At 51.5% G+C, this 24,522-nt stretch carries 27 protein-coding genes and 3 pseudogenes; 9 read left to right on the forward strand and 21 right to left on the reverse strand.

What is annotated here, in order from left to right; genetic code table 11:
- Positions 1-98: 98 nt before the first annotated feature.
- On the reverse strand, positions 99-581 hold the full coding sequence (gene smpB, locus OGY04_RS14845) for an SsrA-binding protein SmpB (RefSeq protein ID WP_003031211.1): 483 nt from the start codon (positions 579-581) through the stop codon (positions 99-101).
- 154 nt (positions 582-735) lie between these two features.
- Here smpB and ratA point away from each other — a divergent pair, with 154 nt between their 5' ends.
- Both ratA and OGY04_RS14855 read left to right on the forward strand, forming a co-directional pair.
- Entirely contained in the window at positions 736-1,179 is a 444-nt protein-coding gene (gene ratA / locus OGY04_RS14850; protein ID WP_003826396.1) for a type II toxin-antitoxin system toxin RatA, read from the forward strand.
- Positions 1,163-1,459: an RnfH family protein gene (locus OGY04_RS14855; RefSeq protein WP_008785525.1), complete on the forward strand. Its 297-nt coding sequence runs from the start codon at positions 1,163-1,165 to the stop codon at positions 1,457-1,459. Before ratA ends, OGY04_RS14855 begins: the two co-directional genes overlap by 17 nt.
- Positions 1,460-1,509: 50 nt before the next feature.
- Here OGY04_RS14855 and bamE read toward each other — a convergent pair whose 3' ends face one another.
- The 3 genes from bamE to nadK all read right to left on the reverse strand — a co-directional run bounded on the left by bamE (position 1,510) and on the right by nadK (position 4,629).
- Positions 1,510-1,854 carry an outer membrane protein assembly factor BamE gene (gene bamE / locus OGY04_RS14860; protein WP_008785524.1) on the reverse strand — a complete coding sequence of 115 codons (345 nt, stop codon included), beginning with the start codon at positions 1,852-1,854 and terminating at the stop codon, positions 1,510-1,512.
- Between the two features lie 149 nt (positions 1,855-2,003).
- Positions 2,004-3,665: a DNA repair protein RecN gene (gene recN / locus OGY04_RS14865; RefSeq protein WP_286585463.1), complete on the reverse strand. Its 1,662-nt coding sequence runs from the start codon at positions 3,663-3,665 to the stop codon at positions 2,004-2,006.
- Between the two features lie 85 nt (positions 3,666-3,750).
- Positions 3,751-4,629, reverse strand: a complete 879-nt coding sequence (nadK, locus tag OGY04_RS14870; protein ID WP_032944608.1) for an NAD(+) kinase — start codon at positions 4,627-4,629, stop codon at positions 3,751-3,753.
- Between the two features lie 122 nt (positions 4,630-4,751).
- Between nadK and grpE the strand changes: the two genes are divergently transcribed.
- Positions 4,752-5,345 (forward strand): nucleotide exchange factor GrpE, encoded by a 594-nt coding sequence (gene grpE / locus OGY04_RS14875; protein ID WP_008785521.1) that lies wholly within the window; start codon positions 4,752-4,754, stop codon positions 5,343-5,345.
- Positions 5,346-5,394: 49 nt separating this feature from the next.
- Here grpE and OGY04_RS14880 read toward each other — a convergent pair whose 3' ends face one another.
- Together OGY04_RS14880 and OGY04_RS14885 are read right to left on the reverse strand one after the other, a co-directional pair.
- Entirely contained in the window at positions 5,395-6,684 is a 1,290-nt protein-coding gene (locus OGY04_RS14880) for an HlyC/CorC family transporter (RefSeq protein WP_008785520.1), read from the reverse strand.
- A gap of 18 nt (positions 6,685-6,702) precedes the next feature.
- On the reverse strand, positions 6,703-7,494 hold the full coding sequence (locus tag OGY04_RS14885) for a cytochrome C assembly family protein (RefSeq protein WP_003031224.1): 792 nt from the start codon (positions 7,492-7,494) through the stop codon (positions 6,703-6,705).
- A 165-nt stretch (positions 7,495-7,659) separates the two neighbouring features.
- On the opposite strand from OGY04_RS14885, the gene ffh reads away from it, so the two are divergent.
- The 5 genes from ffh (at position 7,660) to rplS (ending at position 11,285) form a co-directional block, all read left to right on the forward strand.
- The gene (gene ffh, locus OGY04_RS14890; protein ID WP_003031226.1) at positions 7,660-9,021 is read left to right on the forward strand and encodes a signal recognition particle protein; all 1,362 of its coding nucleotides are present in this window, start codon (positions 7,660-7,662) and stop codon (positions 9,019-9,021) included.
- Between the two features lie 249 nt (positions 9,022-9,270).
- A complete protein-coding gene (rpsP, locus tag OGY04_RS14895; protein WP_103285659.1) occupies positions 9,271-9,519 on the forward strand; it encodes a 30S ribosomal protein S16 in 249 nt (82 codons plus the stop codon).
- 18 nt (positions 9,520-9,537) lie between these two features.
- Positions 9,538-10,086: a ribosome maturation factor RimM gene (gene rimM, locus OGY04_RS14900; RefSeq protein ID WP_003031230.1), complete on the forward strand. Its 549-nt coding sequence runs from the start codon at positions 9,538-9,540 to the stop codon at positions 10,084-10,086.
- Between the two features lie 44 nt (positions 10,087-10,130).
- Complete coding sequence (gene trmD / locus OGY04_RS14905) at positions 10,131-10,898, forward strand: tRNA (guanosine(37)-N1)-methyltransferase TrmD (RefSeq protein WP_003031232.1); 768 nt, start codon at positions 10,131-10,133, stop codon at positions 10,896-10,898.
- 39 nt (positions 10,899-10,937) lie between these two features.
- Positions 10,938-11,285 (forward strand): 50S ribosomal protein L19, encoded by a 348-nt coding sequence (rplS, locus tag OGY04_RS14910; RefSeq protein WP_002914145.1) that lies wholly within the window; start codon positions 10,938-10,940, stop codon positions 11,283-11,285.
- A 153-nt stretch (positions 11,286-11,438) separates the two neighbouring features.
- Here the strand turns inward: rplS and OGY04_RS14915 are convergent, their stop codons facing one another.
- The 15 genes and pseudogenes from OGY04_RS14915 to OGY04_RS14990 form a co-directional block, all read right to left on the reverse strand.
- Positions 11,439-11,657 (reverse strand): ogr/Delta-like zinc finger family protein, encoded by a 219-nt coding sequence (locus OGY04_RS14915; protein ID WP_267457669.1) that lies wholly within the window; start codon positions 11,655-11,657, stop codon positions 11,439-11,441.
- A 78-nt stretch (positions 11,658-11,735) separates the two neighbouring features.
- Positions 11,736-12,836: a phage late control D family protein gene (locus OGY04_RS14920; RefSeq protein ID WP_286585467.1), complete on the reverse strand. Its 1,101-nt coding sequence runs from the start codon at positions 12,834-12,836 to the stop codon at positions 11,736-11,738.
- The gene (locus OGY04_RS14925) at positions 12,833-13,297 is read right to left on the reverse strand and encodes a phage tail protein (RefSeq protein ID WP_286585468.1); all 465 of its coding nucleotides are present in this window, start codon (positions 13,295-13,297) and stop codon (positions 12,833-12,835) included. The genes OGY04_RS14920 and OGY04_RS14925 overlap by 4 nt, the downstream gene beginning before the upstream one ends.
- Positions 13,294-16,080, reverse strand: a complete 2,787-nt coding sequence (locus tag OGY04_RS14930) for a phage tail tape measure protein (RefSeq protein WP_286585469.1) — start codon at positions 16,078-16,080, stop codon at positions 13,294-13,296. Before OGY04_RS14930 ends, OGY04_RS14925 begins: the two co-directional genes overlap by 4 nt.
- On the reverse strand, positions 16,073-16,195 hold the full coding sequence (locus tag OGY04_RS14935) for a GpE family phage tail protein (protein WP_074388356.1): 123 nt from the start codon (positions 16,193-16,195) through the stop codon (positions 16,073-16,075). Before OGY04_RS14935 ends, OGY04_RS14930 begins: the two co-directional genes overlap by 8 nt.
- A gap of 14 nt (positions 16,196-16,209) precedes the next feature.
- On the reverse strand, positions 16,210-16,542 hold the full coding sequence (locus OGY04_RS14940; RefSeq protein ID WP_286585471.1) for a phage tail assembly protein: 333 nt from the start codon (positions 16,540-16,542) through the stop codon (positions 16,210-16,212).
- 58 nt (positions 16,543-16,600) lie between these two features.
- Positions 16,601-17,116, reverse strand: coding sequence for a phage major tail tube protein (locus OGY04_RS14945; RefSeq protein WP_286585472.1), 516 nt, complete (start codon positions 17,114-17,116; stop codon positions 16,601-16,603).
- Between the two features lie 3 nt (positions 17,117-17,119).
- A pseudogene (locus OGY04_RS14950) lies at positions 17,120-17,968 on the reverse strand (phage tail sheath subtilisin-like domain-containing protein); the annotation flags it as partial.
- Positions 17,969-18,031: 63 nt separating this feature from the next.
- A pseudogene (locus OGY04_RS23235) lies at positions 18,032-19,075 on the reverse strand (hypothetical protein); the annotation flags it as partial.
- 142 nt (positions 19,076-19,217) lie between these two features.
- Positions 19,218-19,637 (reverse strand): tail fiber assembly protein, encoded by a 420-nt coding sequence (locus OGY04_RS14965; protein WP_286585473.1) that lies wholly within the window; start codon positions 19,635-19,637, stop codon positions 19,218-19,220.
- Complete coding sequence (locus tag OGY04_RS14970) at positions 19,637-21,322, reverse strand: phage tail protein (protein ID WP_286585475.1); 1,686 nt, start codon at positions 21,320-21,322, stop codon at positions 19,637-19,639. Before OGY04_RS14970 ends, OGY04_RS14965 begins: the two co-directional genes overlap by 1 nt.
- Positions 21,323-21,332: 10 nt before the next feature.
- Positions 21,333-21,848, reverse strand: a pseudogene (locus OGY04_RS14975) (phage tail protein I); the annotation flags it as partial.
- Positions 21,841-22,749 (reverse strand): baseplate assembly protein, encoded by a 909-nt coding sequence (locus OGY04_RS14980; RefSeq protein ID WP_286585476.1) that lies wholly within the window; start codon positions 22,747-22,749, stop codon positions 21,841-21,843. The pseudogene OGY04_RS14975 and the gene OGY04_RS14980, both read right to left, overlap by 8 nt.
- The gene (locus OGY04_RS14985) at positions 22,746-23,093 is read right to left on the reverse strand and encodes a GPW/gp25 family protein (protein WP_502872416.1); all 348 of its coding nucleotides are present in this window, start codon (positions 23,091-23,093) and stop codon (positions 22,746-22,748) included. Before OGY04_RS14985 ends, OGY04_RS14980 begins: the two co-directional genes overlap by 4 nt.
- Positions 23,093-23,728 (reverse strand): phage baseplate assembly protein V, encoded by a 636-nt coding sequence (locus OGY04_RS14990; protein WP_286585477.1) that lies wholly within the window; start codon positions 23,726-23,728, stop codon positions 23,093-23,095. The genes OGY04_RS14985 and OGY04_RS14990 overlap by 1 nt, the downstream gene beginning before the upstream one ends.
- A gap of 122 nt (positions 23,729-23,850) precedes the next feature.
- On the opposite strand from OGY04_RS14990, the gene OGY04_RS14995 reads away from it, so the two are divergent.
- The gene (locus tag OGY04_RS14995; RefSeq protein ID WP_286585478.1) at positions 23,851-24,444 is read left to right on the forward strand and encodes a hypothetical protein; all 594 of its coding nucleotides are present in this window, start codon (positions 23,851-23,853) and stop codon (positions 24,442-24,444) included.
- Positions 24,445-24,522: the final 78 nt, after the last annotated feature.

Consider the following 24,522-nt stretch of genomic DNA (forward strand, 5'->3'; position numbering starts at 1 on the left):
AATAAACCATAAACCTGATGAATGTATTGAGTGGGTTTCAATAACTAAAAAATAAGAACCAGTCTCAGGATGAGAGACTGGTCACAGGAGAATAGCGTTTAGCGACCAGCATTTTTCATAATACGCGCTTTATCTAACTGCCATTCGCGTTCTTTCACATCGGAGCGCTTGTCGTGCTGTTTCTTACCTTTCGCGACGCCAATTTTCACTTTGCACCAGGCATTTTTCCAGTACAGTGAAAGCGCAACAACGGTATAACCGTCACGATTCATTCGACCATACAGGGAGTCGAGCTCACGTTGGTTTAACAACAGCTTACGGGTACGGGTGGGGTCACATACCACATGCGTTGAGGCAACAGCCATTGGCGTGAAGTTGGCGCCAAACAGGAACGCTTCGCCGTCTTTAAGGATGACGTAGCTGTCGCCGATGTTAGCTTTACCCGCCCGCAGGGATTTGACTTCCCAACCTTGCAGAGCGAGTCCTGCTTCGAATTCTTCTTCAATAAAGTATTCGTGTCGTGCGCGCTTGTTAAGCGCGATTGTGGCTGAGCCAGGTTTGTGTGCTTTTTTCTTCGTCATAATGCCGCTCAGTATAGGTAATCTGGAATCGAAAAACACCCCATTTCATCCAGCGGGGCGCAAGGCGCTATCTTAGCACGAGTTAGGCTATAGCGTTTTTTTTAGCGGGGGATAAATGGTATTATTTGTGTGATTGATATTGATGGAAATTGTTATGCCTCAGATTAGCCGGACCGCTTTAGTACCTTACAGTGCGGAACAGATGTATCAGCTAGTGAATGATGTTAAATCCTATCCCCAGTTTTTACCGGGATGCACCGGTAGCCGTGTGCTGGAGTCGACTCCGGGACAGATGACCGCAGCGGTGGATGTCTCGAAAGCAGGGATTAGCAAAACGTTCACCACGCGCAATCAATTGACCAGTAACCAGAGCATCCTGATGCATCTGGTCGACGGACCGTTCAAGAAACTCATTGGCGGATGGAAGTTTACGCCACTGAGTCATGAAGCGTGCCGCATTGAATTTCATCTCGATTTTGAGTTTACCAATAAGTTAATCGAGCTGGCATTTGGTCGTATCTTTAAAGAGCTGGCTTCAAACATGGTGCAGGCCTTCACGGTCCGCGCGAAAGAGGTTTACAGTGTCAGCGTCAGCTAAAATTGTCGTTGAAGTGGCGTATGCGCTGCCCGAGAAACAGTATCTACAGCGTGTGACGCTGCAACAGGGCGCTACGGTGGAAGAGGCTATCCGAGCTTCCGGGCTGCTGGAATTACGTACCGATATCGATCTCAGCAAAAATAAAGTGGGCATTTACAGCCGTCCGGTAAAGCTTGCTGATGTTCTCCAGGACGGTGATAGGGTGGAAATTTACCGGCCACTGATTGCCGATCCGAAAGAGCTGCGCAGACAGCGAGCAGAGAAATCTGCTAAAAAATAGCAGACAATAAAAAAGGTGCTCATTGAGCACCTTTTTTTGATCTGTTAATCCTACTTGTTGTCGGTCAAAGCAGGTTTGTTATCAATGTTCGTCAAAATGCCGCTGCTGTTAAAGGTCAGCGTCAGTGTTTGCTGGGTTACGCCTTCATGACCAGGTTGCTGACGGAACACATAAAACCAGGTGTTAGTGCCAAAAGGATCGGACATCATTGGTGTACCCAGAGCATAAGCAACCTGCTGTTGCGTCATACCCGTGCGCACTTTTGCGACATCGGTAGGTGTCAGATAATTTCCCTGGTTGATGTCAGGGCGGTAAACCACTCGCTCCAGAGTGGAACAGCCTGCAGTCAACATCAGTAGTACTGCTGCAGCAGCAGTCAGCGTTTTACAGCGCATAGTGATTTGATTCCTTTTCGGGCCCGAGCAGTACGCGGCTCATATGTAATATGCCGATGATAATAGACCTTTCACCACTTTAAAACCTTTTGCTGTCGGGTCGGTCGGCGATTTTATGTTGAACTCAGACCTTAACAAGGTAAAAAAGTTTATGCCGCCAGCAGTTCTTTTGCATTTGCGAGGGTATTGCGCGTTACTTCGCTACCGCCAAGCAGGCGGGCTAATTCCTGCAGGCGAGCGCGTTTATCAAGCGGCTGCATGTGTGTTTCGGTCATCGCGCCATCCGTTTCTTTGCTGACGTAGAAGTGTTGATGACCACAGCCAGCAACCTGCGGCAAGTGAGTAACGCACATTACCTGAGTTGACTCGCCCAACTGACGCAGCATTTTTCCCACTACCGCAGCAGTCGGGCCGCTGATACCGACATCCACTTCATCGAAAATCAGCGCCGGTGTTTCCATTTTGCGTGCGGTAATAACCTGAATAGCCAGTGCAATGCGCGACAGTTCCCCACCGGAAGCGACTTTCGCAATCGGCTGCAACGGCTGGCCTGGGTTAGTGGTCACTTTAAACTCTACGCGATCGGCACCGTCTGCGCTCAGATGATGTTCCTCAAATTTTACATCAATGCAAAAGACACCGTGCGGCATTGAGAGAGTATGCATGCTCTCTGTAATCAGTTGTCCCAGCTCCTGAGCATAATGCTGGCGCTGTTTGTGCAGCATTTTTGCCGTTTCCAGAGCCTGCTGGTGGTGATTGCTCACCGCCAGGGTTAAGGTTTCGAGCGAGTCGGCCTGATCGTCTAACTGCTGTTGTTCATCCAGCAATGACTGATAGAACTGTGGCAGCGCTTCAGGGGCAACATGATGCTTGCGGGCCAATGAGATTTGTTTGGAAATACGCTGTTCAAGTTCGAACAAACGGTTAGGGTCCAAATCCAGACGATCGCAATAGTGGCGCAGCTCGTCGCTGGCTTCGCTGAGTTGGATCGTGGCCTCTTCCAGCATATCCAGGATACCGGAAAGTTTGCCGTCCATGCCTGCCAGTTCAGTGACCAGCTGCTTTGCAGTGTACAGCTGGCTTTGCAGGTTGATGTCTTCGCCATCCGCCAGGATAGCCAGCGCCTGTTGGCTGGTGGTGAGCAATTGCCCGCTGTTAGCCAGACGCTTGTACTCTTCATCAATTTGCTCAAATTCACCCGGCTGCGGGTTGAATTCGTTCAGTTCTTTTAACTGGTATTGCAACAGTTCCGCCCGGGCTGTTCGTTCCTGACTCTGTTGTTGATAATGCGCCAGGTCACGGCAGCTTTGGTGCCACAGCTGGTAGCGCGCAGCCATTTCCTGAGTCAGGGACGCTTCATTGGCGTAACCATCCAGCAGAGACTTTTGGTGTTCTGATTTTGTCAGGAGCTGATGCGCATGCTGACCGTGGATTTGAATAAGCAACTGGCCCAGCTCGCGCAGCTGTGACAACGGTACGGCAGTGCCGTTAATGAAGCCGCGTGAACGTCCATCGCTGCTGATAACACGACGCAGCAAACATTCACGGCCTTCCTCAAGCTGGTTTTCTTCCAGCCAGCGCAGAGCCGCGGGGGTGTCTTTTAAGGCGAATCGTGCGCAGAGGTCGGCTCGCGTGGCGCCTGCACGTACCATGTCGGCGTCTGCGCGTCCGCCCAGGCACAAACCGAGAGCATCAATCGCAATGGACTTACCCGCACCGGTTTCACCGGTAATAACGGTCATTCCGTTCTGGAAATCGATCTCAAGTTCACGAACGATAGCAAAATTGCTGATGGTCAGTTGTGCCAACATAGCTGTTTTCCTGTATGAAAAACCATAACTGTAATTACATACAGTATAAACTGGTTTTTTATACAGTAAAGAGGTTGGCGTTAAATTAGAATAATTTTTTTGACCAGCCTAGTTTAGTGCTTAATGTGTTGAAATAGCTGTAATCTTTTGGGTGTATCAGGTTCAGATGATAATCACAGCGGCGAATTAATACGTCTTCACCTTCCTGTATAGGCAGGGCGATCTGGCTGTCGCAACTGATTTCCAGATCGTTACGGCGATGAGAGAAGCGCAGGCGAATGGTGCTGCTACTGTTGATCACCAGCGGTCGTGCGGAAAGTGTATGCGGGAACATCGGGACCAGCGTAATAGCATCCAGCGAAGGCGTCAGGATCGGACCTCCGGCAGAGAGCGAATAGGCGGTAGAGCCGGTCGGTGTGGAAATAATCAAGCCGTCCGAACGCTGGGAGAAGGCAAAAATTTCATCGATATAGACTTCAAATTCAATCATGTGCGCCACTTTTCCGGGGTGCAACACAACTTCATTGATCGCAGTGCTAATACGCTTCTGGCAATCCTGTTGGCACACCTGGGCTTCAAGTAAAAAGCGCTTTTCGCTGATGTAGTGGCCTTCCAGCACGTCAGCTAACTGTTGTTGAGCATTGTCTGGGTCAAGGTCGGTCAGAAAACCGAGATTACCGCGGTTAATGCCAATAACCTTGATGTCATAACGTGCCAGGGTGCGTGCGGCGCCCAGCATATTGCCGTCGCCGCCGACTACCACGGCGAGGTCTGCCTGCTGGCCAATCTCTGCGAGCGTACCGGTTTTCACATTTTTCAGCTGCAGCTCGTGGGCGATTTGTTGCTCAACGATAACCTCATAACCTTTGGCGCACAGCCAACGGTAGAGCATTTCATGTGTGGTCAGTGCAGTGGGGTGACGTGGATGCCCCACAATGCCAATACACTTGAAATGTTTGTTCATTTTCTCGAGGTCCTTGTAACGAAGATTAGTGACAATGTGAGTACTTCCCTTGAATCCCTGAATCTGATCCCCATAATAAGCCAAGTTAGCGAGATGAATGCGAAAAAAACGCGGAGAAATTCATGAGTAGTAAAGAACAGAAAACGCCTGAGGGGCAAGCCCCGGAAGAAATTATCATGGATCAGCACGAAGAAGTTGAGGCGGTTGAACCAGACGCTTCTGCTGAGCAGGTGGATCCGCGCGATGAAAAAATTGCGAATCTGGAAGCTCAGCTTGCTGAAGCCGAAACGCGCGAGCGCGACAGCGTGTTGCGTATCAAAGCGGAAATGGAAAACCTGCGTCGTCGTACCGAACTGGACGTAGAAAAAGCGCATAAGTTTGCACTGGAAAAATTCGTCAACGAACTGCTGCCGGTGCTGGATAGCCTGGACCGTGCGCTGGAAGTTGCGGACAAAGGCAATGACGCTATGGCGGCTATGGTCGAAGGTATTGAGCTGACCCGTAAGTCAATGCTGGATGTCGTGGCGAAGTTTGGCGTACAGGTGGTTGCAGATATCGACGTGCCGATGGACCCGAACGTGCACCAGGCGATTGCAATGGTAGAGTCTGATGACGTTGCTGCCGGTAATGTGCTGATGGTTATGCAGAAAGGCTATACCCTGAACGGACGTACCATCCGTGCGGCGATGGTCTCTGTGGCGAAAGCCAAAGGCTAATTAGCCTCAGACCGGGTAATGCTGATGCGCTACCCGGTCTGGATTACTCTCACTGGTCCGATACGCTTTCCCGCAGCGGTTTGACGGGCAACACCTGCACCTGTTTAATCATATTGTCCTGCACGTCGAGAATATCGATATCGTACTGCCCAATACGCACACGTGTGCCGGCAACCGGGATCTCTTCCAGCGCTTCAAGAATAATACCGTTCACGGTACGTGCGTCATCTTCCGGCAGGTGCCAGTTAAACGCCTTATTGATTTCACGAACGTTGGCGCTACCGTCAATGATCACCGAACCGTCATTCTGCGGTGTGACTTCTTCGGCAAGCGTCGGTGACATTGAGGTCGTGAAGTCACCAACAATCTCTTCCAGAATATCCTCGACCGTAACCAGTCCTTGAATATCGCCATATTCATTAACGACCAGGCCCACTTTCTTCTTATTGCGCTGAAATTTAATGAGCTGGGTGCTGAGTGGTGTGCCTTCCGGAACGTAATAAATTTCGTCGGCGGCGCGTAACATGGTCTCTTTGGTGAACTCTTTTTTCTCGGCCATCAATCGCCAGGCTTCACGTACGCGCAGCATACTGATGGCATCGTCGAGCGAGTCGCGATACAGCACAATACGACCGTGCGGGGAGTGCGAAAGCTGACGCACGATTGATTTCCAGTCATCGTTAATATCAATGCCGATGATTTCATTACGCGGGATCATGATGTCATCGACGCTGACTTTTTCCAGATCCAGCACTGACAGCAGCATATCCTGGTTACGGCGTGAGATTTGCGAGCGCGATTCATTCACCAGCGTTCGCAGTTCATCTTTACTCAGCGAACCGCTCACTACGATATCCGTTTTGATGCCCATCATGCGCATCAGCAGCCGCGTGATGGTGTTGAGTAGCCATACCAAGGGCATCATCAGAATCTGCAGGGGAGCCAGCAGGACGCTGCTTGGATAGGCGACTTTTTCCGGATACAGCGCGGCAATCGTCTTTGGTAATACTTCGGCAAAAACCAGTACTACAAACGTCAGTACCCCGGTGGCAATGGCGACGCCAGCATCGCCATACAGGCGCATACCGACAATGGTGCCGAGTGCGGAGGCCAGAATGTTCACCAGATTATTACCGATGAGCACCAGGCTTATCAGGCGATCCGGCTTGCGAAGTAACTTTTCAACGCGTTTTGCCTGGCGATTTCCCTGTTTGGCCCGATGGCGTAGGCGGTAGCGATTCAGGGTCATCATTCCGGTTTCAGAACCGGAAAAATAGGCGGAAATGACCACCATGATGAGGAGCGTGATAATGAGCGTGGTGGTGGAGATGTGTTCCACGTAGGGTTCCTTAAAGATTTAACTCACGAACTGCTGCAGGATACGGCTGCCGAAATAGGCCAGCGTCAGAATGCCTGCGCCTGCGACGTTAAACCATACGACGCGACGTCCGCGCCAACCTTCATGGTAATGTCCCCACAACAGAACGATATAGACAAACCATGCCACGATAGAGAGAACGGCTTTATCAATGTTCTCGGTACTGAACAGGTTATGCATGTAAAACAGGCCAGTGCACAGGGTGAGCGTCAGCAGAACCACGCCAATTTGGGTGATATGAAACATCTTCCGCTCAATACTCATCAGTGGCGGCATCTCATTGCTGAAGGCCAGTTTCTTGTTTTTCAGTTGGTAATCGATCCATGCCAACTGTAGCGCGTAGAGCGCGGCGATAATCAGCGTGGCGTAAGCGAACAGTGATAGCCCGATGTGAATCATCATGCCTGGCGTAGCTTCGAGATGGGTGATGAACTCGTTAGGCATAAATGTGGCGAAGGCCAGGTTTATCAGCGCAAAGGCGTAGACAATGGGCAGCAATAGCCAGCCACGATTGCGGGACGCGACGATGGTCATTACCGTACAGATCATCAGGCTTACCAGCGAGCCGACGTTCAACAGACTCAGGTTTTGTCCGCTTTCACCGCCGGGTAGGATACGCGCTTCCAGGGCGATAGCATGGCTTACCAGCGCAACGACCGCAGAGAGAATAGCCATACGCCGCCAGCCGCTGTTTTTTTGCAGCAGAGCGGGAATAATCAGCGCGAGGCTGACTGAGTAGGCGACAAGGGCGAGCAGAGCAAAAACGGGCATATAGGTGTCGACAGTTGGCCAGTGATAAAGAAAAGCAGTATAGCGTTACGTGACCGCTGCTCCAACCGTTGCATAACAACAAAGGCGGCTTCATGTTATACTGCGACAAATTTCTGTTGATGTGTCGCTGTCGCGACCGACCGTTTCCACCCCAGGCGAGAGACAATGTTTGATAATTTAACCGATCGTTTGTCGCGCACGCTGCGCAATATCAGTGGCCGTGGACGCCTTACTGAAGACAACGTTAAAGAGACGCTGCGCGAAGTGCGCATGGCGCTGCTGGAGGCTGACGTAGCGCTGCCGGTAGTGCGTGAGTTTATCAATCGCGTAAAAGAGAAAGCGGTTGGTCATGAAGTTAACAAAAGCCTGACGCCGGGTCAGGAGTTCGTCAAGATTGTCCGTAACGAACTGGTTGCGGCAATGGGCGAAGAAAACCAGACTCTGAATCTGGCTGCACAGCCGCCAGCCGTGGTGCTGATGGCGGGCCTGCAGGGTGCGGGTAAAACGACCAGCGTCGGTAAGCTGGGTAAATTCCTGCGCGAGAAGCACAAGAAGAAAGTGCTGGTGGTCTCTGCGGACGTTTATCGCCCGGCGGCGATCAAACAGCTGGAAACGCTGGCCGAGCAGGTCGGTGTCGACTTCTTCCCGTCGGATGTCGGCCAGAAGCCGGTCGATATCGTTAACGCCGCGCTGAAAGAAGCCAAACTCAAATTCTACGACGTGCTGCTGGTGGATACCGCCGGTCGTCTGCACGTTGACGAAGCGATGATGGACGAAATCAAACAGGTCCACGCTTCTATCAAGCCGGTAGAAACGCTGTTTGTGGTCGACGCCATGACCGGTCAGGATGCCGCGAATACCGCAAAAGCCTTTAACGAAGCGCTGCCGTTAACCGGCGTAGTGCTGACAAAAGTTGATGGTGATGCCCGTGGCGGTGCGGCGCTCTCTATTCGTCATATTACCGGTAAGCCGATTAAATTCCTCGGCGTCGGCGAGAAAACCGAAGCACTGGAGCCGTTCCATCCGGACAGGATTGCTTCGCGCATTCTCGGCATGGGCGACGTGCTGTCGCTGATCGAAGATATCGAAAGCAAGGTTGACCGCGCGCAGGCAGAAAAATTAGCCAGCAAGCTGAAAAAAGGCGATGGATTCGATCTCAACGATTTCCTTGAACAGCTCAACCAGATGAAAAACATGGGCGGTATGGCAAGCCTGATGGGCAAGCTGCCGGGCATGGGTCAGATCCCTGACAATGTGAAATCGCAGATGGACGATAAAGTGCTGGTGCGTATGGAAGCCATCATCAACTCGATGACGATGAAAGAACGCGCTAAGCCGGAAATTATCAAAGGTTCCCGCAAACGCCGTATCGCTGCCGGTTGCGGTATGCAGGTACAGGACGTAAACCGCCTTCTGAAACAGTTCGACGACATGCAGCGCATGATGAAGAAAATGAAGAAGGGCGGAATGGCGAAGATGATGCGTGGTATGAAGGGGATGATGCCCCCAGGATTCCCAGGCCGCTAATCGGCCTGGCTTGTTTGCCATTTCGGCACCGGGGTGTGCTCGCCATCCTCACGTACTGCGTGTACGCTCCGGTGGCTGCGCGCACGCCGGCGCCGAACTGATGGCACCGCCAACGGCCTTTTATAGCAGAGTTATCAACTGCTGATTGCATTTTCCCCAGAAATCAGTAAAATTTTCGGGCTTTTAATATGACACCCGGGCTCCGTTCCTCGATGGGGCCTGGGTGTTTTATTCACACAAGAGGATGTTATGGTTACTATTCGTTTAGCTCGTCACGGCGCTAAAAAGCGTCCGTTCTACCAGGTTGTTGTTACCGACAGCCGTAATGCACGCAACGGTCGCTTCATCGAGCGCGTTGGCTTCTTTAACCCAATCGCTAGCGAAAAAGAAGAAGGCACTCGCCTGGATCTGGATCGCATCGCTCACTGGGTTGGCCAGGGCGCGACTATTTCTGATCGCGTAGCTACGCTGATCAAAGCAGTAAACAAAGCAGCTTAATCTGTCACGGTGGTCATGATGAGCAAGCAACTCGCCGCACAGGCTCCTGTGGAACCCATCGTTTTGGGGAAAATGGGGTCTTCTTACGGTATCCGTGGTTGGCTCAGAGTGTTTTCTTCCACTGAAGACGCCGAAAGCATTTTTGACTATCAGCCCTGGTTTATCCAGAAGGCGGGTCAGTGGCAGCAAGTACAGCTGGAAAGCTGGAAGCACCACAATCAGGATCTGATCATCAAGCTGAAAGGCGTTGACGATCGTGATTCGGCGAATCTACTGACTAATTGCGAAATTGTCGTGGATTCCTCGCAGTTGCCAGCGCTGGAAGATGGTTCCTACTACTGGAAAGACCTTATGGGCTGCCAGGTAGTGACTACTGAAGGCTACGATCTCGGTAAAGTCGTCGATATGATGGAAACCGGTTCGAATGACGTCATCGTCATCAAGGCAAACCTGAAAGATGCGTTTGGTATCAAGGAACGTCTTGTGCCGTTCCTCGATGGGCAGGTTATCAAGAAAGTCGATCTCGCTACTCGTACTATCGAAGTAGATTGGGATCCTGGTTTTTAAACCACCGGATAAACGGTAAAAGTCGGCGTTATGGGGATTGGCTTGTGTTTATAGGTATCGTTAGCCTGTTTCCAGAAATGTTCCGCGCAATTACCGATTACGGGGTAACTGGCCGGGCAGTAAAAAATGGCCTGCTGAACATCCAGAGTTGGAGTCCTCGTGACTTTACTCATGACCGGCACCGTACCGTGGACGATCGTCCTTACGGCGGCGGACCGGGGATGTTAATGATGGTGCAACCTTTACGGGACGCCATTCATGCAGCAAAAGCTGCGGCTGGTGAAGGCGCAAAGGTGATTTATCTGTCACCTCAGGGACGCAAGCTTGATCAAGCGGGCGTTAGCGAACTGGCCACGAATCAAAAGCTGATTCTGGTATGTGGTCGCTATGAAGGAATAGATGAGCGCGTGATTCAAACCGAAATTGACGAAGAATGGTCAATCGGCGATTACGTACTCAGCGGTGGTGAGTTACCAGCAATGACGCTGATCGACTCCGTTTCCCGGTTTATTCCGGGAGTTCTGGGTCATGAAGCTTCGGCAATCGAAGATTCTTTTGCTGATGGGTTGCTGGATTGCCCGCACTATACCCGACCTGAAGTGTTAGAGCAGATGGAAGTACCGGCAGTGTTACTGTCGGGGAACCACGCTGAGATACGTCGCTGGCGTTTGAAACAGTCGCTGGGCCGGACCTGGCTTAGAAGACCTGAACTTCTGGAAAACCTGGCTCTGACTGAAGAGCAAGCAAGGTTGCTGGCGGAGTTCAAAAAGGAACACGCACAACAGCAACATAAACATGATGGGCAGGCGTAAGCCCCCAATATCAGTTTACCCAGGATAAGAGATTAAATTATGAGCAACATTATTAAGCAACTTGAACAAGAACAGATGAAGCAGGACGTACCTTCCTTCCGTCCGGGTGATACCGTGGAAGTGAAAGTATGGGTTGTTGAAGGTTCCAAAAAACGTCTGCAGGCATTCGAGGGCGTGGTTATCGCTATTCGTAACCGCGGTCTGCACTCTGCATTCACTGTTCGTAAAATTTCCAACGGCGAAGGCGTTGAGCGTGTCTTCCAGACTCACTCTCCGGTAGTTGACAGCATTGCTGTTAAACGTCGTGGTGCTGTTCGTAAAGCTAAACTGTACTACCTGCGTGAGCGCACTGGTAAGTCTGCTCGTATCAAAGAGCGTCTTAACTAAGAACGCTTTCACGCTACATCCAAAGCGTGTTAGAAAACAAGGGGTTAGCCAATGGCTAACCCCTTTTTTGTTGATTATGTCCATAAAATGCCCACGACTTTATGGACAGTGACCACCATACATAAAAAAACACCCGCAACGGCGGGGGTTTTATCAGTAGTTCATATGGCATTGCCCGCCTGTGCTCGGGTGTGGTGGGGCGGCACATACCTTCTGCGGGATCGCAATTGAACGGACAAATGTTTCATGAGTGATGAATGTATGACCGCATTCGATGTTCTGACACTGGTTGTAACGTTCCTTCGTCTTCTCCGAAACCTGAAAGCTGCTACGCGTGTGTGCGGTGTATCCGCACAGCGGGCAATTCATCATTTTGCGAATCTCCATCTTAAATATTTAAGATATGATAACCAAAATGCGTGATTTATTGAATTAAAACTAACAGAATCGTCATTCCATCTCTAAATCTTCAATTTTTACTTCCAGTTCGAGCGCTGTCGTGAACCCACTGTCATTGATGCTATTTGTGACCGTTGTGATAATCCATGCCGCATCGTCGATCTGTTGCTTAAACCCGGTTACCTTGACGGGTAATTCAGGGAATAAATCAGCACGACCTTTAGCGAGCTGGATGGAGAACGAGGCAACTCCCCGTTGTATGCGCTCCCATTCAGCTTTTGCTCTTCGTTCTGCGTAAAAGCGGCTGGAATACTGCTTACTGATCACAAGTACATTTTCATCAGAACCTACAAGGTACTCCCCTTGCTTTGGTTCCGGTGCTTTTGTTGTTTTGGCTCTGGGTTTATAGCGCCGGCGCGTAACCTTCACCTTTTCTTTTTTCTTAGGTTCCCGGGTGTTTAACCAGTTGGTTTGCACTCCGGTATACGCCCCACGGTCTGCCAGGCTAAAACGATGCCCGTCGCCAACAGATCGGGTTATGGTCATCACCGGCAAAGGTTTCCCGCTGGCTGTTTTACCCTGTCCCTGTCGAATGAAAAGAAGGCTGCCATTTTTAATTGCAGCAATGGCACCGTACTCTTTAGCCAGACGCATCAGGAAGCTACCATCAGATTCATTGGTCTGGTCGAAATGCTCCACCTGTTTTGTTTCCAGCTCTTTCCCCAGTGCTGCAGTGAGCTTATGCCTGGCAGCAATTTCATTGACCACGGCGCCAACAGTGGTTTCATGCCATGAACGTTCACGTTTGATATTCAATGTTTCTCTGAAATCTGCGCTACGGCCACGAACAGTCAACCTGTCCGGGCTCCCGCTATGCTCCACTTCATCTACTGTAAACTCCCCTTTAACGATTAAAGGTTCATTTCTCCAGCCCAGAGCCAGCGACAGCACAGCTCCGCGACGCGGCAGTTGCAGCAGGCCATCAGAGTCATCCAGCTCTATGTCCAGCTGATCAGCTTCAAATCCGCGATTATCAGTATGCGTCAGTGAAATCAGACGCTTTTCAAGTGACGTGGTAATGTCGTTATCATCCAGCGAAACCCTGAATGCCGGAATCAGCGCTGAGCCTGTCACCATGCTAAAGTCCGTCATGACAACAACCCTCCCACTTCATTTAATGCGCTATCTTTGAGTTCAATTAGCTGACCCCTCATATCACCCAACATCGAAGCCAGCGATTCATCAATACGTTTGAGGGTGATTGTAAATTCAATTTTGCGTGGTGATCCGTCACTGAAAAATTCACTTTTTGTCTGGTTAATGCTTTCGATGACAAACATGCCGTAAATCATCCCGGTACCTTCAAGCAACGGCCAGCCTTTACCTGTTTCAGCCATCGTCTGTAGCGTCAGCATTGAGAAGGTTGAACCTGTGATAAATGGCATCAACACTCCTGACAGAGTTATCGTATCGGTATCAGGCCCCAAAAACTGTAACACCGGACGAAATCCAACACGGCTGTTGCTGGCATGTCGCCATTGTTGCTGCAATTGCAGCTCCTGATATGGCACGGTTTTCAACATAAAAACAAAAAAACCCAATGTCATCATCATGAGTCATATCCCCCCTGGTCTCTGAAACTACTGCGGGATCTGGCCGCCGCCTTACGGTTTAGCTCATCTAACTGTCGTGCAACTTCGCGGGCAATATCAGCCGGGCTTTGGGCTGGCGCTGGATGAATGTTAATCACGACTGGTGGCAGCGTCCCCGTTCCTGTAGTGCCTCCGCTCTGATAATCAGGCTGCGCATTATCACGATATTCCTGAACCGGCAGACTGAATGGATGCAGCGGTTTAGCCGCTACAGGTGTAGTCAGACTGCCAAATGCCAGCGCTGTGGCACCCGCCAGCGCGGCAGTGCGGCGGCGGCTGGTAATATTAGCTGGGCCATTGACCAGTTCAGGACCATTTTCCCCCACAATTCCCAGCTGTCCGCGTGGTATGTATCCCCCTGAATCAAACATTGGAATGCCATAAGGCCTGGCGCTCCACGCCACCGGATTGCCCGCACTACCAACTGTAGCGGCAGGCAATTTTGCCGATGCTGCCTGAGCATTAACGATCCCCAGTTTTTCCAGTAACCACGACACGCCAGATTTGAGTGTATCCAGCGGACTCATAACCATGGCCAGGCCGTCAGCGAGAAACTGTCCAAATCGCTTACCCATATTTGCCGCATTATCCAGTTCTGCAGCAGTGGACTTCACCGGTGTCAGCAGATCACCAAACCAGCCAAACAGAGCTTTTACCTGATCGGCAATCCAGCCAAACACAGGTTGCAATGGAGCAAAAGCGGCCAGAATAGGCGCTGCTGCTGCACTAAAACCCTCAACGACCCCACCCAGAAACGCGGTGATTGGCTGCCAGTATTTCCAGATAACGAGAGCAACACCGGCCAGAGCAGCAATAACCAGTGCGACAGGCGATAACAGTAACCCCATAGCACCACCAATGAAGGTCAGTCCCGAGCGAACCAGATTCATTGGTGACAGCAGAAACGACAGCGCCCCACCTAAGCGGCTGACTGCAGAGATCACTGTGGGGATAAGTCTGATACCGAGTGTCTGTATGCTCAGTTTCATCACAGCCAACGGACCGATAACAGCGGCGACACCGATCATCACAGTTCCGAGTGCCACAGCCATTGCAGCCAATGCTGCAACAATTTTCATGATGGTTGCGGTCAATTGAGGATTCTGCTCCACCCAAAGTCGAATTGATCTGATGACCGGCTGAATATTGCGCATAATCTCCATCAGGGGCGGGCGCAGTGATTCACCCAGGCCACTCATCGCGTTTTCAGCTCCTGCCTTAGTCAGCATCCACTGCGCTGAGAGTGAGTCCTTATTGATGTCTGACTCTTTCTGCATAGAACCTTTTGCAACCTGACCCTGCGTAAGTTCAAGCTGGCGTCGCAATTCAGGGAGATTGTTGGCAAGTTTGGCGGCGGCGGGACCAAATTCTTTACCGAAAATCTGCATCAGAAGTGGGGTTTGCATGTAATCCGGTAATTTTTTTGCCTGCTCAAGAACCTGAATAATGGTCCCCATGGAATCCTTGACCATGGATTTTTGCAGCTTCAGAGGGTCAAGTTTTAGAGTAGCAATACCTTCCCGAAATGATTTAGCACCAGTAGTCGCGCTGGATAACGCACGCACCATTGCGTTTGCGGAAGTGGCTGCAACCTCCGCACCTGTTCCCAATGATAGCAACGTGGAACCCAGTGCGGCAGCGTTCTGATAATTCAGCTTATCAGCGTAACCGCCCATGCGCTGCAGCACATCAATGATGTCCGCACCTTTGGACATCGCGTTATCGTCAAGGTAGTTGATAACATCGCCGAGTTGCTCAATGTTGCTGATTGGGACTTTATAGAGCTGCGCAATTTTACCCAGGCTTTCAGCCAGCTGGTCAGCGGGTAGCTCAAACGCCACTGACGCTTTTGCTGACGTGGCAGCAAAATCCAGTAACTGCTTTTTCTGCTCTGGCCAAGATGTCGCAGTGGCACCAATCCCCATGCGGGCACCACCTTCAACGAGCGCCGCATAGTCTACGGCTCCGTTTTGCATCGGCAGTTGTTCACTGGCACTTTTGATAGCGGCCTGCATCTCATAAAACTGCGCCGTCCGGTTTCCGCTGGCATCACGCAGGCCGTTTACCTGCTTGGCGACCCCTTTCATTGCGTCTTCCAGGCTTGCGTAATCCTTAATTGCGGCAACGACCGGCGCTCCCATCGCAACGCCCGCGCCAGTCATGGCAGCCCCGGCTCCGGCAACCCTGTCGCGAACTTCCAGTGATTTACTGTACTGATTGCGGGCTTCGGTCATCTTCCGCTGCTGTTCTCCGGCACGACGCAGCCTTGCCTCCTGCTCGGCTAACTGGCGGTTATAGCGTTCGGTTTCACGCGTAATACGCGCGGTGGCGCTGGCTCCGTCATTTGCAGAAATCCCTGCCCGGTAGAGTTCAGCGCGAACCTGAGCGGTGCGCGTCTGTAGCTTACCCTGACGTTCTTCCAGTCGCTGAACAGCAAGGCGTTGCTTCTCCAGTGCCAGAATCTGACGCTGCGACGGTGGACCTGATGCGCCCAGCTCCTGATTCATCAGACTGGCTTTCTGGCGGGCATAGTTGAGGCGCTCCCCCAGTTTCTGGTTTTCAGCCTGGAGTTTTTTGAACCCGTCGAGTTTAGCGGTTGTCTGGTTGAGCTGGTTTAAGGCATCGCGGGATTGTTTGACCGACGCGGCCAGCTCCTGTGTGCTGGCGCGCGCCTGTTTAAAAGGGCGGGTGAGTTTGTCGATCGCACTCATTACGACCTGCAAACGCAGGTTACGGTCATTCATCTGTGGCGGCTCCGCTTCGCATGATTGCTTTATGCCGCCACGCCAGAACCTCCGTCAGTGACATTTCACCGGTTACAGCGGGCGGCCAGTGAAAGATGGTGGCGATGTCCGCCACCAGGTCTTCAATTGTCAGTTCTGCGGGGAATCCGACATCACCGACTTCGGCAACAAAAAAGTGACTAACTCCACCGAAAGTTGCAGAAGGTCGCCTGGCTCCATCAGCATAATTTCAGTTTTTGACAATGTCGGGGTGGTTACACGTGGCAGTACGGTCATCATGGATTCCACATCCATATCCAGCAGTGCCTGCAAACGGGTACCGCGCAACGCGCCAGAGTTGGGCTTACGCACAGTCACCTCTGTTACGGTGGTATTGCCACGGTGCAGAGGGGTATCCAGAGTAATGGTTGCCTCCGTTTTTGGCGGGCGTACAGATTCGGTAATCGCAATATCATCTTTCATGGTGTCATCCGTTTAAATCAGAAATAGGGTTCGGGCGCAGCGTTCGCGCCCGTGGTGATTACAGACCGATGGCTGCCCGGTGTGCTTCCATCAAGTCCTTGCCATCAACGATCCAGACCATGTTGATGAGGTCCACTTCATAGACCACTTCACCATTGATGGTCAGCTTGGCGTACGTGTTGGTGCATGACACCTTGGTCGTTGAGCTGTCACCCTGCTTGAACTCCCCTGAGTCCAGTTCTTTATGGCGACCACGGGTCACCAGTTCCAGCGCCTGCACTTCAGCAGTGTCATCGCGCTGGATTGATGCCGTGAAACGCAGCATCACGCCGTCTGCGGTCACGGTGCCCATCTGCTTAAACAGCAGTGCTTCTGTACCGCCGATGGTAAATTCGGTATCGAGAGCGCCATCATCCAGACCCAGGCTGATATCCACCGCACCTGGCATACCGCCGCCCCGGTACTTCTCAAATTTCTGGGTCAGCTTCGGCAGCGTGAGGGACTCAACAATTCCCACCCAGTTAATCCCGTTGTTAAACAGGTTCAGATATTTCACTTTACGTGGCAGAGCCATGTATTACCCCTTAGCGTTAGCCTGGCTGGTGAAGTCCATCAGATAGCTGTCCGTGATGCGCTGGCGCAGCATCAGATTTTCCAGCGGTGGAACCGGCGTGTAATCGTAGTCAATGGTGAGCTTCCCGGCTTTCAGCGTGTCTTTGCTGTTGGCGCCATCGCTGATCCATGCCTCACCGCCCAGAAGGTATCCCTGAGTCACCAGTTCACGCAGTTTTGCATTGATACCCTCGACAATGTCGCGGGCCAGAGATGGCGTCAGTGTCTGGTCCATTGCCCAGAAATGCGCTTCGGCCATTGTGTCCATAAGCACCTGAGCGGTGCGGGTGTAACACTCAAACTGGAACAGCGGATCGGCGCTCAGTGTGCGAACGCCCCAGAAACGGAAACCGTCGCGGCGGATAAGTGTCGTCACATCCTTACCGTTGAGCAGCCCGGCGTCAGTATTCGGGTCCTGCAAATCCCAGAACACCTCTTTTGAAATGCCGGTGACCCCCTGAACAGGTACGTTTGACAGGCACTTGTGCCATCCCGTCTGTTCATCGACCAGCGCACGCAGACCAAGTGCACGCGCTGTCGCCCAGGTTGTCTCTTCTGCACTGGTGCTGGTATCCCAGCTCAGGAAATCAGGCCAGATGAGCATTCCCTCGCGGTCACCGAAGTTGTCGCGGTAATTCATCGCTTCGACGACAGAGGCACAATTCCAGGCAGAAATATAAGCAAAGCCGCGTAATTTTTTCGCGGTGGCGATCAGTTCAGCCGCGACCGGCTGGCTGTCCAGACCCGGAGCACCCAGAATTCGTGGCTTAACATTAAGTTTTTGCTGGGCTGTCAGCAGTGCTTTCAGTCCGGTCGGAGAGGTGACAGCAGGTGTTGCTGCCGCACCATTTTTTACCACCGGGGTATGTGCAGCATCCAGACCCAGCAACGGCCCCAGATCGATTTCACTGACTACCGCCTGCGCAACACCAATGGCCGAGTTCGCGCCAGTGCTGCCGGATGTCACAATAAATTTCCCGGCAGCCTGATCCCATGCCACAGTGGCACCCGTCAGTTTTGCGGTCACTGCGGCGGCTACAGCAGCAAGATCAGCGGATGCAGAGAAGTCCAGGCCGGTGATGGTCTTGAGAGCGCCATCAATGGTCAACTTCAGTGAGCCGTTTTTAACGGCATTAAAACGGGCAATTTGTTTTTCGGCTGAGGTCAGCGCCGGGCTGGACAGGGTGCCTGCGGTCGCCGGATCGTTACCACTCGCCGCCACACCTGCCACGGCAACCGGTGCATGAGCAGTATCAAGGCCGAGCAACGGGCCAGTATCTGTCACTGCATTGACTGTCATCGCCACGCTGAGCATGGAGTGAATGCCGGTGGTAGATGATTCCAGAACAAAACGGGTTCCGTTCCACGTGAGTGTTGCACCCGTCAGTTTTGACGTGATGGCGGATGCAACCGCTGCCATATTGGCTGCATCAGTTCCGCTGGCGATAGCCGAAAGGTCGATATCATTAAAGGTCTTCACTACGCCATCGATACTGGCTTTGAGAATACCCTTTTGCACGGCTTTAAATTTAGCAAACGTCAGCTCTGCAGCAGTCAGTGCGGAACCGGTCAGAGTAGCTGATGTGGCAGGTGTTGCTGCAATGGCCACGGCAGAGCCGATGACATTGCTGGTTGTATCAGCATCAGTTGACCCTGTGGCCACACGAACGACAACGACAACAGGGCTGGTCTGGTCATTAATGGCACTCAGAGATTTATACAGCGTCCCCTGGCGACCGGCTTTCGCCATCGCTGTGGTCAGATTGGTGATCAGGACGGGTTTATCTAACGGGAAAAAATCAGAATCAGCATCATCGGAGGTACAGACCATACCGATAATGCCAGTTGAAATGGTGCGAATAGTGCGCGTACCTTCGTTGATTTCGATGACGCGGGCACCGTGATGATAATCCTGTGGCATGCAGTGGCTCTCCTCATGAGGTTACCACTGCATGTTGCGGCCAAATCCTGCTACCTTCACGTTCCTGCCATTGTGCCACCGTCCACACAATATCCAGAAAAAAGCCTCACTATGGAGGCTTCGACAATTCTACAAAAGGTTCCTATTCTGCTGGAATATCTGGCCACGCCGGGTTTGCTGTATCTACGCGCATCAATAACACGCGATATTTTTTCCAGGCGGCGAGCGCTGTGATTTCCGATGCAGTCGCGATATCAGCATCAACCGCGTCCTGTCGCCACGCAATTTCTGAATCAGCTGCGTTTTTTAATGCCAGTTTTTTGGCGTCAGCATCTGCCCTCAGTTGTTCCGGGGTTGGCGGTGGCACATCAACCCAGCAAGGCATTCCGTCTGCTCCAGATGCGCGGGTTTTCCCAGCCGGCGGTAGCGCGGTAAACTCATTAAACACCGCATCATCAACTTCAATAGCATCTGACAAATCCCAGTCGGCGCGGTCGTACAGTTCACGTTTTACTAACTCAAAAAACGCGTTATTTTTTGCTGAATAAATATAATTTTTCATCAGTACCCCAGGGCAAAATAAACGCCAGATGTATAGTTCGCTGACCCTGCAAAACGGGCAACAAATCGGTCCCGTTGGAGGGTGGAGTTATTAACGGCAATGTACATTGCATTGCCTGTTCCCGGCTCGTAATCCGCTGTAGCGAACACGCGCAGACATTTGCTGGGAAACGGGGTTTGAAACGGCGTTGTAATATCCTGAGAAGTGGTAGGAGCTGCAATAGCACCCCACTTCAGTATGAACATGCCAGTTCCAGTGCTGGAATCGGGAAGTGCCTTTTCACCAGTCCCTGCAATCGTTGACGCGAACAAATCCATTCCAGGTAGTTGCCCATTCACGCTCCCGACATCACGCGTAGCTGCCGATTTCAGGGACAAATACGCCCGCAGGCCTGCGTCATTTTTTCCTGACAGTCCTGTCAGCGTGGCATCAAGTGGTTGTTTACCTGCTAATGCATTAATGACCGTTGTCGAAAAATGCGGGTCATTCCCCAGCGCCTCAGCAAGCTCATTAAGGGTATCCAGTGCGGCTGGCGATGAGTCTACAAGGGATGATATCGCCGCTGAAATTACGGAAGGTACGCCAAGGTATTGCAGAATTTCAGTGTCACTGTGGTTAGCAAAATATGTCAACTGCGTTGACAGTGGTTGCTTTGCTGCAAGAGCTATATCTAATCCAAGGTATTGCAGAACGGCCGCAGCATCTCCCTTGCCAAGCATGGTACGGATAAACGCCGACAGGTCTGCCGTTGCCATCTGGTCTGTACCGGTGAAATATGGCAGCTTGTTTGCACCATTTACCAATCCTGCCAGTGAAGTCAGGGTTGCATCCAGTGGCTGCTTATTTGCCAGCGCGTTGGTCATGGTGGTGGCAAAGTTCGGATCGTTACCGAGTGCCGCTGCCAGCTCGCCCAACGTATCGAGCACTGCTGGGGATGAATTCACCAGACGTGCGAGTGCGGCCACCACAAATGCAGTGGTCGCCAGTTGCGTAGAGTTGGTATCGGATGGCGCAGTTGGTGCAGTAGGCGTTCCTGTCAACGCCGGGCTGGCTGTCGGCGCTTTGGTTGTGACTGCATCCATCACAGTCTTTACCGCTTTTGGTGTCGCAGCCTTCGCTTCGGATACGCTGTCTGTTTCACTGCTGAGCTGCGTAAACCCCTTATCCGTCAGCGTGGCATCCGGGTGCTTTCGTGATTTTTCATGGTCACTGAGCTTACTGTCAACGTAATCCTGCGTTGCCATCACAGTGCTGCTGTCCATCGTGATAGTTACCGCAGTGACATCACTTACAGCTATCACCATTCGAATGACCTGCTTACGGCCAGCACCTTCACTCAACGATGGTTTGTAGGTTTCCGCCATATTTCCGACAGCAAGCAGGGTGCCCGCGGCGTCATAAAGCGCCATTTCACGCATCCAGAAACCGCCCTTATCCGGTGGAATAATGAGTTCTGCGATGATATTTTTCGGGTTACTGGCATCAATACTGGCGGTGTTAAGTGCTGCACGGTATACCTCTTTGACCAGCGCAGCCTGTGCCGGGTCTGGCGTGGGCAAGGTGCCATTTCCGTCACCTACTGCCATACGGGCGTTACTGTCCAGCACGATGCTACCTGTTCCTGCCAGAACGGCGGCAATTTTAGCGGCACCGACTGTGGTAATGACTGTTTTGAATTTTGGCATGTTGTTACCCTGGATAAACCGTAATTATGTCGCCGTCGTAAATAGCTCCTCCCGTGAACAACCAGCCCGGGGTTTCCTGAACGATACTGATTGAGCAGTGGCGGCTGACGGGTTTCACGTCGCTTATAAGCCTGTCCATTTCCGCATTCATATCCGGCGTCATTCCGTCTTCCGGTACGCCAATATCCAGTTCGAATGAACCCGCTGTCGTGTTGCTTTCCCACCATTCGGTTACGGAAATAATGCGTCCGAGCGGAGCAATTGCACTGCGTATTGCTGCGATAGTGCCTTTACGGCGGTGGATGAAAAAGGCATCTGCTACCGCCTTGCGCTTAACGTTCTCCGCCCATTTCTCATCCCAGCGGTCAACCGAAAAGGCCCACGCCAGATACGGGAGAAAAACAACAGGACAGGTCCACGGATTCCACAAATCACGCAGGGGGACGCTGATATCGCTGATACCTGCGCATGTTTGCGCCAGGCGACGTTCAAGTGCAGATGAACCAGGTGGAAGCAGACTATTCATCCGTTCCCCCGATAGTGACTGTGGATGCGGTGCAGTAGGCAGCTTTTGTTTTGTCCAGAACGACGTCTGCTGTCGGCGCGGTCAGTTCAACACGCTGCACACCCTCCACATGCAGGGCGCCATAAATAGCCGACAACCTGATATCCCGCCCAAGTCTTGACTGTGCCTGGATATAACTTTGCAGGCGAGCAATTGCCGCCGCCTTAATCGGTTCGGCTTCCGGTCCAGGGTAGAGGTATAACTTTGCGTCAATGGTGTAATTAACGATAGTGGCTGACTGGACGGTAACCCGATCAGCCACCGGACGAATATTCTCATCATTCAGCGCACTGTTTACGGCAGCAATCAGGTCTGATGGCGCTGTGCCATCACCCTCCCTGGACAGAACCGTAATCGTTACGTTGGCCGGAGAAGGGCTGGTCGCTGAAGCATCCGCCACACGTCCATCAGCACTGCGGGCGTGAAATTCATAGGCTGCAGACGGTCCGGCCACACTCATTCCCTCAAATGCGGCGGGTATGCGCTGACGCAAATCACTGTCGTCTTCCATGACGGCATTAACTGGCGGTATCGCATTGAGGTCTTCTGGGGTAATTATCAGTCGCTTAACATTACAGTTAGCGGCTAACTGGTCCAGATCAGAACCCAGTGAATAGGCCACCATGACTGCCTGCGCGGCTTCATTTACCCGCTGGCGCAGCAGAATTTCCCGGTAAACATTTTCCTGCAACAGTTTCACCACCGGCTCAGATTCCAGTTCCAGAGTGGCTGCAGCGGCGGCACGTTCCTCGGGCGGATATAACGCGATGAAATCAGCCTTACGCTGGGCAAGCAGGGTTTCAAACACCGGAACATCCACTACCTGCGGTGGCGGAAGCTGTGACAAATCAACGGCATTCATGATGCTACTCCCAGTCCGACAGAAATATTCACAGGCGAACCATCAACGCGGGAGCCGGTCAGATCCACTGTCATGGTTCCATCCATTGCGCTGGCAATCTGGATTTTATTCAGCCTGATGCGCGGCTCCCACCGACAAATTGCGCCATAGGTCGCCGCCATCATCTGCAGGCGAAGAGCATCATTCTGTGGGCGGTCGATAAGCTCCGGGATCAGCGAACCATAATCACGGCGTACAAGCCGACTGCCAACCGGCGTTATCAGAATGTCACGTACAGACTGGCGCACATGGTCAAGTTCGGTCATGCGTTTACCGTTCTGTTGATTCATGCCGAGATAAAGCATCAGACAGGCCCTCCTGATTCATCAGTGCCGGATTTCACATTGCTGTGTTTATGGGTGTGCAGAACTTTTCCGTTTGAAGACAGCTCACCATCACTGTGGGAAATATTGCCTTTCATGGTTCCGCCTTTTTGCACCTCAAGCGTGCCGGTGATGAGCTTGTTCGTGCAGACAACCTCCGGCGTATCCAGGGTGATCCGCGTGGCAGCTTTAACCATCACCACGGGAACGGTGGCAGTGATGGATTCTGATGCGGTTACACTGGCGGTTTTAATGCCGCTGACGGAAAGTGCGCTGGTTTGCGGCTCATACTCAATAACTGCCCCATCAGGAAACGTGATGTGCAGAGCTTCAGCAGAGGCTGAGGGGGCGGGATGGTCATCGGAAAAAATACCCGGCAACACAAATGCAGTGGTCAGATCGCCGCCAATGCTCAGCAGCAGAACCTGCTCATCAACTGATGGCGCCCACCACGTGCGAGAGCGACCGGCGCGGGTCGTAAGCCAGTTCAGCCAGGTAGTCTGTAGTTCGCCCGTCTGTACCCGACACAACCCGCGAGTGAGATCGACCTCAAGAATCGTTCCGGTGCGGATAATGTTGGTAAGCAGGCGATAAATTTCAGTCAGATTTGAGTTCATTAGCTTATAGTTCGCGGAACTACGTGCAAATGAAAGTGTGATCTATTGTATGAAAGACAATACAATACGCTTAATTGCTTTGGTTCATGTCTGGTTGGGACTCTTTTCTACAGGTTGATAACGTGAAAAAACTGCTATTAATCAATAAGGCATTAATGATTTTAGTATTTCTGTTGATATTTTTTGCTGTTGCTGATTTTTTGTACGTGCTTTTAAATCACTACACAAGCACCCCTGCGTTTACAGGTACAGCAAGTGATATTATCATTGCCGCAACAAATAGTGCTTTGGTATGCATCGCAATATTTGCTTATAGAAAGTTTTTTAAAGAACGAATTTATGAAAAAGCAGTTAATAAAATAGATGACTTATTGATTAATCTTGATATGGCAATATCAGAAATTGAGGGGGTTTATATTGAACTAGTTACAATAAATGCCTATTATCCTAGTGGTAATTTCAACTCGGATACATTTAAAAAATACCTTGATGACTACAAAGATAAAACACAAAAAGGGCTTGCTTATAGTTATCTTGCAAGCTCTAACTCTTCCACACTTAATCGTTGGCGAGTAGAATATAAAACTGAGTATCGTAACGATCTGACATTTTTAATTAGTGAATGTTTTGAGTTGTATATGATGCAGACCTCAATCTATATTTCGTTAACTGATTGCATTTCAGAAGCTAGTGGGAATAAAAAAAATAATGCCTGATCTTGATTTTATAGCGTTATTCTCTCAGTTTAAGGAACGAAGATCTGTTTTGCTTGCATCTCATGATAAATTAAAGAA

Origin of the sequence: Citrobacter sp. Cpo091 (genome assembly GCF_030332645.1) — a bacterium.
Classification (GTDB): Bacteria; Pseudomonadota; Gammaproteobacteria; order Enterobacterales; family Enterobacteriaceae; genus Citrobacter; species Citrobacter portucalensis.